Below are 13,615 nucleotides of genomic sequence, written 5' to 3'. Positions count from 1 at the left end.
CCAATTCGTGCGATTTCTGTCCGAATTCTAAGGGAAAGTGCGTCGTTATACGAGATTTTTGGGGTTTCGACCCACGTAGACGCCGATCGGCCCCCTGCGGTACACTAAGTGGTTTACCGCTTAACGACTTACGCCAACCATCAAACACAAGCAGAATCGACGCCATGGAAATGGAAAAGCTTGTCTCGTTGTGCAAACGACGAGGTTTCATGTTTCAGTCATCCGAAATCTATGGAGGAATCAACGGATTTTGGGACTACGGCCCGTTGGGCGTCGAGCTGAAACGAAACATCAAGGATGCCTGGTGGCGAGATATGGTCACAGGGCACGACGACATTGCGCAGCTCCCTGGGGCACCGAGCCCGTACGAAATGACAGGGCTCGACTGCACAATCATCATGCACCCTCAAGTCTGGAAGTGCTCGGGCCACTATGATCTGTTCCACGACTACATGGTCGACTGCCGTGAGTCGAAGAAACGTTACCGACACGATCAGATCCAAGGTCGTTGGGTCGAAGCTAAAGGGAAGAAGATCTTCGCTACGGCTGGTTCTGATTCGGAATCGCCCGAAGCGGACATCGAGCGTCAGGCCCTCAAGTTCTTCGGCATGCGTTCCAAGAATGCAGACGAACTGAAGTGGGATGGACCGCTCGTTTCGTTGACAACGGTTGACGACTTCGAGCAAGTGCTCGGCCCCGACGCGAAGACACCGGGCACGCTGACCGCGCCGCGCGAATTCAATCTGATGTTCAAGACAACGATTGGCGCCCTCGGTGGAGAAGCGGATACGGCCTTTCTGCGTCCCGAAACGGCTCAGGGTATCTTCGTGAACTTCAAGAACGTGGTCGACAGCAGCCGCGTACGGGTTCCTTTCGGGATCGCCCAGGTCGGCAAAAGCTTCCGCAACGAGATCACGCCACGTAACTTCACCTTCCGCTCGCGAGAATTCGAGCAGATGGAGATCGAGTTCTTCTGCCATCCAGCTTCGTCGCCGGAGTGGTATACATACTGGCGTGAACGTCGCTTCCAGTGGTATCAGGATATGGGCTTAGACAAGAGAAAGCTCATTTTGCGGGAGCACACGCCGGAAGAGTTGGCTCACTATTCGATCGGAACGGCTGATATTGAATATGCCTTCCCATTCCTGCCGGAAGGGGAGTATGGCGAGTTGGAAGGGATTGCCCACCGTGGTGACTTCGACCTGCGGAGCCACATGGAAGGCAAGCTCGATCCTTCGACTAATCCAATGACGGTCGAGCTGAACGAAGAAGGAAAGCCAAAGCATCGTGGTAGCGGCAAGGACTTGTCGTACCGTGATGACATCAGCGGCGAACGTTTCGTTCCGCACGTGATCGAACCATCCGCAGGTGCCGACCGCGCAACGCTGGCATTTTTGTGTGAAGCGTTTACCGAAGACGAAGCTCCCGACGATAAGGGCAAGATGCAGACGCGCACGGTGATGAAGTTGCATCCGCGCATTGCTCCGATCAAAGCGGCCATCTTCCCATTGGTGAAGAAGGACGGCATGCCGGAAATGGCTCAGGACATTTACCGGACGCTCAAGAAGAGCTGGAACGTTTTCTACGACGAGAAGGGTGCCGTTGGTCGTCGCTATCGTCGGCAAGATGAAGCGGGAACGCCGTTCTGCATTACCGTCGACGGCGAGAGTATGCAGGATCAAACGGTTACGATTCGTCATCGCGACTCGCTCGATCAGTGGCGAGTGAAAGCGGACGATCTGACCGACGAACTACGAAAGCTCATCGGTTAAGCGAAATGAAAAAGGCCTGCAATCGCAGGCCTTTTTTTATGCTAACGTGACTCGCCCGATTTCGAGCGGCCCCAGATGCGACTCCACCATGAGGTCCCTTCGTCGATGGTTGCCACCGTGGTGTCGACGAATTCATATGCCACGAGGTAGGACTGCAAACTCTGCAGGATGTGTCTTGCTCGTTCGATCGCATCTCGTTTACGTCGATCACGATTGCGACGCGGTGAGATCGAGATTTGAACCTTAGTGTGTTGGCTGCCGTTTTCGGCCGTAATCGGGCTGAACTGTAAGTCGAGGATCAGCGGAACGGCGCGATCGGAACTACGACGCTGCATCGGCAGCGATTCGCCGTCGATGACCATCTTGATCGAGTCTTCTTTGACCTCGGAGACGGCCGCTCGATGATCGGCGACGAAACCACGGATCTTCTCGACCGCTAGGTTCAATGGAACGCGCGTCTTCATCGCCCGCTTCAAAAGGACTTCAGGTTCGATCGACATGAACATGCGATGCCACCAATGACGTCGGTCCCCAATAACAGGTTCCGACAAGCCACCGCCGATCTGCGTGACGATATTGCGTCCCATTTCCTTCGATTGAAGCAGGGCCCGATCAGCGCGATTCAAGATCGTGTCAGCCGTATCACCTCGTTGCAGTTCCGTCACGCCGAAGCTGGCGGTCATGCTTTTGCCACCCAGTGCGGAAAGTGGGATTGCGGCAAGTTCGGCGCGGATCGCTTCGGCCAAGCTGGAGGCAGACTGGCCATCGCAGTTTGGACAAAGGATGACAAATTCTTCGCCGCCGTAACGAGCCGTCACGTCGGCTGAGCGAGCATGTGTTTCCAGGAGCTTTGCGAAGACGATCAACGCCTCGTCGCCGGCAGGATGTCCATAGGTATCGTTGATCTTCTTGAAGAAGTCGATATCGCAGATGATGACGCTGCAGGCCTTATTTAAGGTCGCGTGACGATCGACCATTTCAGCCAACGAACGATCCATCTCGGCTCGATTCACGAGGCCTGTGAGCGGGTCGCGCGTCGCGCGGTAATGGAGCGATTCGATTTGTTCCTCCAGCGATTCCATGCCTGAGGTGTCGTGCAGTTGAATGGTGGCACCTATTGCCTTGCCATCCTCACCAATCACAGGTACCACATGGGCAGCAACCGTGACGAATTTGTTGTCGGCGTTGCGAATCGAAAGGCGAGTCATCGATTGTGCACCGCCCATTATTGCCTGGCGAACCGGGTCCGATTTCTGCGATAAGCTACGGCCCTGCTGATCGGCGAGACCTAGCAGTTCGGACGTCCATTGATGCCCTTCGACGGTCTCGCGGTTGATGCCAGTCAGTCGTTCGGCGGCCTGATTCCAACCGACGATGGCCAGGTTCAGATCCAGGTAGATCACGGCATCATGAATGTGGCGAACGAGACTATCTTGATATGCCGACGTTGCCCGCAGTCGCGAGAGATTGACGCCGGCTTGGTTCAATCGCCAATGCTTGTTTGCTTCGTCCGGGGAAAGGACACGCAGCCAATGCCGCGTCGCTCCGTTCTCTGCGGACTGGTTACGGGACTGTAGCTCGCAAAAATGACCGACTAGTTCGGGATCGAATTGGGTTCCTGCAAAAGACACCAGTTCGGCCATGGCACGATCTTTCGAGCGGGCGCGGCGAAAGATCTGATCAACGGTCATCGAGTCATACGCATCGGCGATCGCCAACATGCGTGCTTCGATCGGAAGACTATCTTTTTTTCGGTCGCAATTGCCGCGGCTGCCGTCGTACCAGGCGAAGTTGTAACGGATCAGGTCGATGATTTCTTCGCCATCGCAACAGGCTGATAGAATCTCGAGCCCGATCTCCTTACTGCGGTCCATCAAGGTCTGCTCTTCGGCTGGCAGCTTGCCAGGGCAGGTCAGCACATAGTCCGGCACACCCATCTTGCCGATATCGTGCAGGAGAGCGGCGACTTCTAGTTGATCGCGTTGGAAAGGTTCAAGCTCGAGGTCGGTTGCCCAACGCGAGCACATCTTGGCCACGCGCAGCGAGTGAGAAGCGGTGGGGAAATGCTTGGCTTGCAGTGCGTAGAACAGTCCAGAAGCAATGCCGAGACTGACTTGAATGAGTTGGTTGTCCGAATCGTCGAACTCTTGGTCAACTTGGCCCGGGTATTCTGGCTCGTCGGCCCATGCGATGAGATTCGAAATTGCGTGAATCTGGCTGTCTGTTGGTTGCAAAGAACCTTCAGATGGCTGGATCTCGCCGGGCTTCGAGGTCGGTTCCATGGACATGGAATTGCTTTGCCGTTCTAGATTTACATAGGATATTTGAGTCTGGTTAGCGCTGAAAGGTACGTCGAAATCAGTAGCGTCGCAAATTGGCCAGCACAAAGAAGCGAGATTTATTTCATTTGGTCGGTTCCCTGATGGGAGTAGCCGAGGATCAACTGCGGTTGCGACTCGTTGTCGACGTACGAGTTTTCCGATAAGTTGAGTTCTGAGTGTGAGATCTATCTTGTGGTTTGCAACGGCTTTGCCGAAGGAAGAAAGGTTAAGACCGACATGCGTCTGATCAGCTATCAAAGTGAAACAGGCCCACGAACCGCAGTCGCACGGGAAGACGGCTATGTTGACTTGCACAAGGCCGATCCCTTGCTGCCTACACAGATGAAGCAGCTGCTACCTATGCTTTCGATGCATCGCGAAGCCATCGCGGACGCGGCGAAATCTGGCAAGCTGCTTGATCCAGCCAAGCTCCGGCTTCTTCCGCCTGTCGTGGAACCGCAAAAGATTTTGTGCATCGGTTTGAACTATGCCGACCACGCTGCGGAAACCGGCGCGATCGTGGGAGACGAACCGGTCGTGTTCAATAAGTTTCCCACTTGCTTAAGAGCCAACGAGCAGCCGATCGAGCTGCCTTCGGTGAGCAAAGAAGTCGACTACGAAGCCGAACTAGTCGTCGTCATTGGCCGTGCTGGCAAAAACATCCCTCAGTCAGAAGCGATGAATCACGTAGCAGGCTATGCCGTTGGTCACGATGTTTCCGCACGCGATTGGCAGAAGGGGAAGCCCGGCAAGCAGTGGTTGCTTGGTAAGTCGTTCGACAGCTTTGCTCCGCTCGGTCCCGAATTGGTTACGGCTGACGAAATTGAAGACCCCCACAATTTGCGAATTCAATGTCGCGTTAACGGCGAGACAATGCAGGACTCGTCGACCAAGCAGTTGATCTTCCGAATTGACTACCTGGTTTCGTACCTCTCGCAAGTCTGCACGTTGATGCCGGGCGACTTGATTTACACCGGCACACCACCCGGCGTCGGCATGGCCCGCAACCCACCGGTATTTCTCAAACCGGGAGATGTGGTAGAAGTGGAAATTGAGAAACTGGGTATCCTTAGCAACCCGGTCATCGCCGGTAGCTAATCGGCTGGGAATGCTAACAGGGCTTGCGCATTGTTGGCTGCTAGCCTCGCTGTCAAATCGATTCGACTTTGCGAGTTTTGCGTGCTTTAATCGATGCCCGGCTGCTTGTCCGTAATATCACCTCGGCAATCGTTCAGATCGGTACGATCGATTGCCGAAATGTCCTATGTACGGATGATTTGAATGCCACAGGGAAGTGGACATTTATTTTCACCAGGGATGGGTAATCTAGAATGCAGTTCAGGCGGAATGGCCTGCGCGACGAACGTCGACGCCGGGCATTGATGGATGATCGCGCAGGCGATTCAGGCAAGGGGCAAGCTTCCGTAGATTCTTCGAACGGAGGTTGCCAGTCTACACGCAGCTACTCGAAGTCAGCCGTGGACGAGCGACGGGTGCGCATCGTTGATGTTGTGCCAATTTATGTTGTACATGTCACGCTGATGTATGTGGCCATCGTAATGGTGGTTGCTGGGGTGCTGGCACTCGATCATTATCTCGGACGAGTGATTCGCTGGGCTGATCTGACTCGGGTTGATAGCCTTGCTACCTATCTCACCGCCGGAAGCTTATTCGCCGGTTCGTTACTGGCAGTGCTGATTTATCGAATTCGCCGACATCGTTTGGATGATTACCGCGGCTACTATCATTGCTGGCTGTGGTTTGCAGGGCTGTTGCTGTTCGCCAGCTTAGATAGCATGCTCAACTTCCGCCAAGACGTGGCCAGCGGTTTGGAAACCGCCAGCAAGCTTCGTTTCTTCGGCCAGACCGATGGCTGGTGGGCCGTTGTCTGGTGTGTTGGCTTCGGTTCGATGGGCTTGCGAGCGATGATCGAAGTGCGCGAGAGCTACGGCACGCTGGCAGTTGCCATCCTAAGTAGCTTGCTACTTGTAACTGGACTGACGCTGCAATTGGATTTGGTACTTTTACCAAGTTCGCTACCGGCAGAGTTGACGCTGCACGCCGCCAAGTTGTTGGGTGTAGGTTTGCTGTTGGCCAGCTTGGTGCAGTACTCGCGATATGTCTGGCTCGATGCGCAAGGATTGATCTCGCGAACGGTTCGCATTGCTGCCGAAGACGAAGAGGATACTCTGGAAGCGCCGGCAGAAGCCAAGAAGAAGGTCGCACCGAAGAAGTCGCGTGCTGTCGCCAAGAAGCAGGCCGCTGAATCGACCGAAGAGGAAGAAGAGTCGGTCGAAGAGAAGCCGCGGCGTGGTTGGTTCTCGTTCGGACGTAAGAAGGTCGAGGAGTCCGAAACGGAGGAATCGGTCGAGCCAACGGCCGCACGTTCGCGGACCAGTAAAAAGGAAGCGGAAGAGCAGGAGCAGCTGACACAACCGAAACGTGGTTGGTTCTCGTTTGGTCGAAAGCAAGATCCCGAGGAACCCGAAGACGCGGAGGAGGCCAAGCCAATCGCCGCGAAGAAGCGAGCGGCCAGCAAGCCGGATACCGACGAGGCTATCGAGGACGATGCGGCCGAAGTGAAGCCGAAGCGATCGTGGTTCGGATTTGGCCGAAAGAATGACAACGAAACCGCGGAAGAAACGCCCAAGGTCGGCGCGACTTCTAAACCGGAAGCGGAGACCGACGCGGAAGAGCCTGTGAAGAAAAAGGGTTGGTTCTCGTGGGGCAGCAAGGCCGAAGCCGATGGCGACGCGACTGAAAAGCCTGAAAGTGAAGAATCACGGACCACGATGACACCACGAATCACCACCCGTCCGAAGGCCGCGCCAACTCCGGCAAAGGAAACGCCTCCGAAGCCAGCACCTGTTCGGGAAGTGCCTACCATCACCGGCAAGAACCTTTCACCGCAGGACGATGGCGATAATTCGGCTGAAGACGAGGAAATTCTACGTCTCGAAGCGAAACCGGATCACCAACTGAGCAAGGCCGAACGTCGTCGCCTGAAGAAGCTGAAACGACGGGCTGCCGCCTAATTACGGGACGCCCCTTTGACGGGCTTCCTCGATAACGTCTAAGCTTAGAGATCGTTCATGATGCCTCCACCCGGACAAGGGGGAGGCATCGCTCGTACTTCGATCCCTTTGCAAAGGCGGGCATGGCTCTTTCGACGGGCCAGGCCGAATCGACATATGGCACCTGTTCGCACTCGTTTCGCCCCCAGTCCGACTGGTTATCTTCACATAGGTGGGGTTCGCACCGCACTGTTCAACTGGCTGTTCGCGCGTCGTCATGGTGGACAATTCATCCTCCGGATCGACGACACCGACCAAGAGCGGAACGTGGAAGAAGCCTTGCAGCCAATTCTGGATGGCTTCCGCTGGTTGGGCATCGATTGGGACGAAGGCGCGGAAATCGGTGGACCATACGAACCGTACTATCAATCGCAGCGTTTAGAACGTTACCAGGCAGCCGCTCAGCAATTGATCGATAATGAATTCGCCTATTACGACTATTCCACGCCGGAAGAAGTCAATCGCGAACGTGACCTGGCAATGGCCGAGAAGCGACCATTCCAGTACAGCCGAACTTGGATGGCCACCACGCCGGAAGAACGTGCCAAGTTCGAGGCGGAAGGACGCAAGTGCGTTGTCCGCATGAAAATGCCCCGCGAAGGTGTTTGTCAGTTCACCGACTTGGTGCGCGGTGATGTCTCGTTCGAGTGGGCGAAGGAAAACGATCACGTTATTCAGCGAAACGATGGCTCTTGCTTGTATCACTTGGCCAGCGTGGTCGATGACTACGATTTCAAGATCTCGCACGTCATCCGCGCCGAGGAACATTTGCCGAATACGCCGCGACAGATCTTCATCGCGCAGTCATTGGGCTACGAGCTACCAGAATACGCTCACTTGCCGTACGTGGCCGAGCCTGGCAGCAAGAACAAATTGAGCAAACGTAAACTTGAGAAGTATCTGAAGAACCAAGACTTCAAACGGTTGAACGAGCATGGCGAGGAAATCGCGAAGCACCTGGGCATGACCACCTCGGCCGAAACGTTCAATCCGGTGATCGTCGACTTCTACGAGGCGACCGGTTACCTGCCTTCAGCGATCCTGAATTACCTAGTGCTGTTGGGATGGTCGCTGGACGACAAGACAGAAGACTTCACGGTCGAGCAGATGATCGAAAACTTCAGCCTCGAACGCGTGACCAAAGCTCCCGCCAGCTTCGATTGTAAGAAATTATGGGCCTTTCAAGATCGCCACATGCAGGGCCTTAATAATGCCGAAAAGGCAGCCGGCATGATGCCTTACCTCCAGAAGGCCGGTCTGGTTGCGGATCCTGCTGCAGAAGGCGAGATGGAGAAGCTTGAGAAGATCGTTGCTGCGTGTGGCGATCGCTTGAAGACCATGGGGGATATTATCTCCTACGCCGACTACTTCTATGTCGCTGACGACAAGATGGAGATGGACGAGAAAGGCTTCAAGAAGCGACTCGGTGACGCCGAAGCCCAAGCGATTCTGGCCACCTTCCGCAACCACTTAGATGGGGTCGAAGACTGGACGGTCGAGCACCTCGACAAGGAAATGCACTCGTTCGTCGACGAAGCCGGTATCAAGATCGGCGACATCATCCATGGCGTCCGACTGAGCGTGACTGGTAAGACCGTTGGTCCTGGTATGTTCGATTGCCTGGCCATTCTCGGTAAAGAAGCGTGCTTGCGTCGTATGGACAACACGTTGAAGCTGGCCCAAGAAACGTTTTCCCCGGAAGCCTAATTAGAAGATGACAGACGAATCGGTTGAGAATCCCCCAGCATCGAAGCTTCCGAAGGTCAAGCTGCGTCCACGCAAAGCCCAGCCTTTCTTCGGCCGCCATCCTTGGGTTCGCGACAGCGGTATCGATAAGGTGTACGGCAAAGTTGAAGATGGCGACGTGGTCGAGTTGATCAGCGATAAGGATCGCTTCATCGCGTACGGTGTGATCAACCGTAACAGCCACCTCCGCGTGCGGCTTTACTCGTGGGATCAAGCGACGACGTTGGACGATGCGTTCTGGCGAAGCCGTCTTGAGCGAGCGATTCAAATGCGCCGCGAACTCGGCATGATTCGTGAAGACAGTGGTTGCCGACTTGTCTATAGCGAGGCAGATGGACTTAGCGGTCTGGTGGTCGAATACTTCGCTGGCCATTTGGTGATTCAGATCACCTCGCTCGGGATGTACAAGCGGATCGATTCGATCGTGGCCATCCTGCAAGATCTGATGCAGCCGAAGAGCATTTCCCTGCGTGGGGAAGCGGGCATTTTGAAGCTGGAAGGCTTGGAGATAGAAGCGAAGCTCGTCAGCGGCGAATTGCCAGACGAACCGATCGAACTTGTCGAGAACGATTTGCGCTATGAGGTAGCGCTTTCCGAAGGGCAAAAAACGGGGTTCTATCTCGATCAACGCGATAATCGTCGCGTGGCGGCCAGTTATTTGCCTCCAGGGGCCAGAATGCTCGACATGTTCTGCTACAGTGGCGGATTTGGTTTAAATGCCGCCAAGCATGGTGGTGCTGCGCATGTCCATGGCGTCGATGGAAGCGGGCCGGCGATTTCTGCCGCGGAACGTAATGCCGAACGAAACCAACTGACCAATGTTTCGTTTGAGAAGGCGGACTGCTTCGACTATTTGAAAGCCCGCGTCGATGCTGGCGATCAGTACGATGCCATCGTGCTCGATCCACCTAAGTTCACCAAATCGCGGCGAACGATCGATGAAGCACTCCGAGCTTACTTTCACATCAATCGACACGCATCTCAGTTGTTGCGGCCGGGCGGAATTCTCGTGACATGCAGTTGCAGCGGCAACGTTAGTCGTGACGAATTTCAGATGATGTTGCTCGGCGTGTCGCAGAAGTCAGGTCGCGATTTCCGCATTCTCGAACAACGCGGTGCGGCGCCGGATCACCCGGTCAGTGCGACCTGCCTCGAGAGCGAATACCTCAAGTGCTTCATCGCCAGCGTCGGCTAGCCACCATTAGCGAAAGATCGATAGCTGCCCAGGCGGGCCGGGACGATTGTGGTGCGGAAGATCGGACGATCGTCCTTGCGACGTGGGAGGCCCGACGTGCTCTTGCAGGGTTTCGCATAACAGCTTTTGGTCGATCGGGGAAAGAAAGACCTCGAACGGTGCTCGGCCGCGGATGTCGAAGGTGATGAACGAGCATTCATCTTCCCAAACGTGATAGCCAACGATTCGCTCCCAGCGACATGGGTAGAATCCACCGATCATGAGCCCTTCTTCGTAAACTTCCAGATCATGCCCTTTGATCTTCAGGAAATACTGAATCAACCACGGTGTGCTGGCAAGCGCGCTGAAGGCCGCCATGATCATGAACACCGCCAGGCTGACATTCGTGTTGTCCGCTTCGTCCGCGGCTAGAAGTGGAAGCCACAACGCAAGAATGGCCACGCATTGCATTCCGCCGCCGAGGATCAGATTGCGGAAGAGAGACGACTGATATCCTTCGACAGTGAACTCCCACTTGCCGAGCTTGCTGCAGGTTACGTTTCGCCAAGTCAGCAGAATGGCACTTAAGCCCGCGTCGATTAACGCGACCATGACCAATCCTAGCGCGTACGTGACGGCTTGATTTGTCGTTTTAGGTAACCCGATAAGGAACGGCAGCAATGCGAAGATCAGGGCAGCAACGGCGAACACGCCGCCGAGAACTCGGAGCCAGCGTTGTTGCGGAGAGATCGGAGAAGAATCGTCATCGATTCGCAAGTGAGACGGCGAATCGGATTGATCAGGCGGATGGCTCATAGACGCACGTGGTTGGGGCAAGGCGCAGATCGATCGAGCGACAGGGCTAACCAGGGGGAAGCATCGACAAATGATGCGATACCCGATCGATTTGTCAGTTCATTCCAATAACAATACGACCCAGTGTCCTAATTAGTCCGCGGCTTCGTTTCGCCGCAAACTACCGCCTTGCAGGACACATGCCAGGGGATCGAAAAAGACCCGATGGCATTTCCGGACAGACTTTGTAGACGCTCACGCGTCTGTTGTAGCCTCTCAGGGGGAATAATTTCTTGTTCTCCTAAATTATAGCGTGACACGAGCGACAAAAAACTATGAAACTCATTGCCTCTCACAATGGACTGGAAGCGACACGCCTGGCTTGGGAAAAAATTCAACAAAGCGTGAACTTGCTTGAAGCGATCGTCGATGGCGTGAAGCTTGTGGAAGACGACCCAGATGAAGTGACCGTTGGTTACGGCGGGCTTCCCGATGAGCATGGTGAAGTCACCCTCGATGCCGCTGTGATGGATGGACGCACGCACCGTGGCGGATCAATCATCGGGCTCCGCGAAGTACGCCATGTCTCCCAAGTTGCCCTTTGCCTCATGCAGCAGTCGCGACGCGTGATGTTGCAAGGGGAAGGAGCATACGAATTCGCTCGAGCGGCAGGATTTACGACCGAAAACTTGCTCTCGGAAAAGTCACGGAAGTTGTGGCGATTATGGAAACGCACCTACCAAGCCAACGTCGAGTGGTTGCCAGCCGCCGACACGGAAGAGAATCGGCGGCTACACAAAATCTTGGGCGAGATGTATCGCCATCCGGCGGGGACGGTTCATGTCGCTGGGCAAGATGCGGAAAAAGACTTGGCATGTTGCACCTCGACCAGTGGACACTGCTTCAAAACGAAGGGGCGCGTTGGTGACACGCCGATCTTCGGGGCAGGGCTCTACGTCGATAACGACTATGGAACGTGTGGCAGTATCGGGCATGGCGAAGCGAATTTGCTGAACTGTTCCAGTTTTCATGCCGTTCAACTGATGGGGCAGGGGCTCTCGCCTCGGGATGCCGGGATGGCGGTGTTAAAGCAAGCGGCGAAACATGCACCGCCATTCGAGCTAGATGATCGTGGCCGAGCGAACTTCGATTTACAGTTGTTTCTGCTGGCGAAAGATGGCACGCATGCCGGTGTTTGCTTGCGAGGTGATTGGAAGATTGCCATCTCCGACGAAAACGGCTCCCGGTTGGAAGCCTGCGAGCCGTTATATGATCCGGCCTAGCAGCTTGTTGAATTACTCGCTAACGAAGCAGAAAATCAACAGACTGTTAGCGTCCGCTATCGTCGCCAGCCAAGTTGTTGTGCTTCTTGGGTGCCATCTTCAGTTTGCCTTCCAAATCGATGCGAAGTGTGTCCGTTGGCCCGTCAATCGTCACGGTTAGGCCGCTTGACGAGGTACTGGCGTAAGCCTCTGGCAGAAGTGCCACCGCGTTCCCACCTCGGCCAGCGGCGATTACTTTCACGGTAACAGCGTGTTCTCCAGGCATGACCCCATCGCCGGGTACGCTTGTGGTTAGGGTGAATGAGCCATCTTGAGGGTCAATGCGTCCGGTTGCTGCGCGACTGTTCTTGGGAACAACTTGGATGAAGCCGTCCCCTTCAAACTTGAGTGGCTGACCGTTGAGAAATACTTGACCAGAGGCCTTCACGGGATATTCGCGTCCATCGCCGCATCCGCCAGCAATCGCGGCCATGAGAAGAATTACGAGAAGTAAAAGCCGTGGCAAAAGCATGAGATCTTCGGTGGTAATGCTGGGAGCAAGCAACAAGGCAAAGCCGTAGAAAATCAGTTCTGGCTTGCTTTCACTTTGCCCGACGCGCGTTGGCTGAGCAGTTTGTAAAGGTCGAGGTTGATCGTTTCGGATAGGAAGTGAACCGATCCATCGCCGTAGCCAAAATTAGCACCACCAGGATGACGGCTGCCAAAGGCCCCGTTGTACGCTTCACCATACGGCGAGGTCGTAATCCCTTGCCCTGGTGGCGTGTTCAAGGGGTTTTCCGTTGTGCGAAGTGAATCGAGATGGCGTGTACCAACCGTCCAGCGATTAAGGTGATTGGTCAAATCACCTGAGATGACTTCGCCGACGAACATTACGTTCGAGAGACCATCCAGGGCATCACGATTTCCGTAAGAATCTCGATACACAAACATGCCAGTGTTCTCCCACTTTACCTTCGCACCGGTTTGCTCCGAAGGACCGTAATGTCCCGAAACGAAGGCATACGAGGCCGTCGCCCAGTCTTTGCCACTGATCTCGAAGGACTGCTTCATGGTGGAACTTGGGCAGACGAATGCTTCCGGCCGAGTGTTGACGACCGATTCTGGCAGGCTTTCGGGAAACGTGTTGTCAGGACCGTACGGAGCAAACTGCTGGTATAAATTGTCTTGTTCCAGGAAGGGAAGCAGCAGGACGAAGCCACTCGTCGCAGGCCCATTCTGCGGAGCACATGCCCCGTCGCAGCCCAGCCGACCGGTAGGATAGACGCGAAAGGTACCCTCGTAGTTATGCATAGCCAGAACGAGTTGTTTCTGGCCGTTGGTGCACTGCATTCGACGAGCCGCTTCACGTGCTTGTTGAACAGCAGGCAAAAGCAACGCGATCAGCACGCCAATGATGGCGATCACAACTAACAATTCGACCAGGGTGAATGCCCGACGCATGTGCATGGCA

At 55.1% G+C, this 13,615-nt stretch carries 10 protein-coding genes; 6 read left to right on the top strand and 4 right to left on the bottom strand.

What is annotated here, in order from left to right; all coding sequences use genetic code 11:
- Positions 1-170 precede the first annotated feature (170 nt).
- Entirely contained in the window at positions 171-1,772 is a 1,602-nt protein-coding gene (locus tag C5Y83_RS15820) for a glycine--tRNA ligase (protein WP_105330823.1), read from the top strand.
- Positions 1,773-1,813: 41 nt separating this feature from the next.
- Here C5Y83_RS15820 and C5Y83_RS15815 read toward each other — a convergent pair whose 3' ends face one another.
- The gene (locus tag C5Y83_RS15815; protein WP_105330676.1) at positions 1,814-4,060 is read right to left on the bottom strand and encodes a diguanylate cyclase domain-containing protein; all 2,247 of its coding nucleotides are present in this window, start codon (positions 4,058-4,060) and stop codon (positions 1,814-1,816) included.
- A gap of 270 nt (positions 4,061-4,330) precedes the next feature.
- Between C5Y83_RS15815 and C5Y83_RS15810 the strand changes: the two genes are divergently transcribed.
- From C5Y83_RS15810 to C5Y83_RS15795, 4 genes are all read left to right on the top strand, one after another.
- Entirely contained in the window at positions 4,331-5,191 is an 861-nt protein-coding gene (locus C5Y83_RS15810; RefSeq protein WP_105330822.1) for a fumarylacetoacetate hydrolase family protein, read from the top strand.
- Positions 5,192-5,586: 395 nt separating this feature from the next.
- Positions 5,587-7,128: a hypothetical protein gene (locus C5Y83_RS15805; RefSeq protein ID WP_146117793.1), complete on the top strand. Its 1,542-nt coding sequence runs from the start codon at positions 5,587-5,589 to the stop codon at positions 7,126-7,128.
- A 156-nt stretch (positions 7,129-7,284) separates the two neighbouring features.
- A complete protein-coding gene (gene gltX / locus C5Y83_RS15800) occupies positions 7,285-8,874 on the top strand; it encodes a glutamate--tRNA ligase (protein WP_105330674.1) in 1,590 nt (529 codons plus the stop codon).
- A gap of 7 nt (positions 8,875-8,881) precedes the next feature.
- The gene (locus tag C5Y83_RS15795) at positions 8,882-10,108 is read left to right on the top strand and encodes a class I SAM-dependent rRNA methyltransferase (protein ID WP_233207242.1); all 1,227 of its coding nucleotides are present in this window, start codon (positions 8,882-8,884) and stop codon (positions 10,106-10,108) included.
- Between the two features lie 6 nt (positions 10,109-10,114).
- Here C5Y83_RS15795 and C5Y83_RS15790 read toward each other — a convergent pair whose 3' ends face one another.
- Positions 10,115-10,903 carry a hypothetical protein gene (locus C5Y83_RS15790; protein WP_105330673.1) on the bottom strand — a complete coding sequence of 263 codons (789 nt, stop codon included), beginning with the start codon at positions 10,901-10,903 and terminating at the stop codon, positions 10,115-10,117.
- Positions 10,904-11,217: 314 nt separating this feature from the next.
- Here C5Y83_RS15790 and C5Y83_RS15785 point away from each other — a divergent pair, with 314 nt between their 5' ends.
- Positions 11,218-12,165: an isoaspartyl peptidase/L-asparaginase gene (locus C5Y83_RS15785; protein WP_105330672.1), complete on the top strand. Its 948-nt coding sequence runs from the start codon at positions 11,218-11,220 to the stop codon at positions 12,163-12,165.
- A gap of 46 nt (positions 12,166-12,211) precedes the next feature.
- Here C5Y83_RS15785 and C5Y83_RS15780 read toward each other — a convergent pair whose 3' ends face one another.
- Together C5Y83_RS15780 and C5Y83_RS15775 are read right to left on the bottom strand one after the other, a co-directional pair.
- A complete protein-coding gene (locus tag C5Y83_RS15780; RefSeq protein ID WP_105330671.1) occupies positions 12,212-12,676 on the bottom strand; it encodes a hypothetical protein in 465 nt (154 codons plus the stop codon).
- Between the two features lie 53 nt (positions 12,677-12,729).
- Positions 12,730-13,611, bottom strand: coding sequence for a DUF1559 domain-containing protein (locus C5Y83_RS15775; protein WP_105330820.1), 882 nt, complete (start codon positions 13,609-13,611; stop codon positions 12,730-12,732).
- Positions 13,612-13,615 lie beyond the last annotated feature (4 nt).

This window comes from Blastopirellula marina, from assembly GCF_002967765.1.
GTDB classification, from domain to species: domain Bacteria; phylum Planctomycetota; class Planctomycetia; order Pirellulales; family Pirellulaceae; genus Bremerella; species Bremerella marina_A.
Note: the sequence above shows the minus strand (reverse complement) of the source record. Positions and strands in the feature narration are given on the sequence as shown.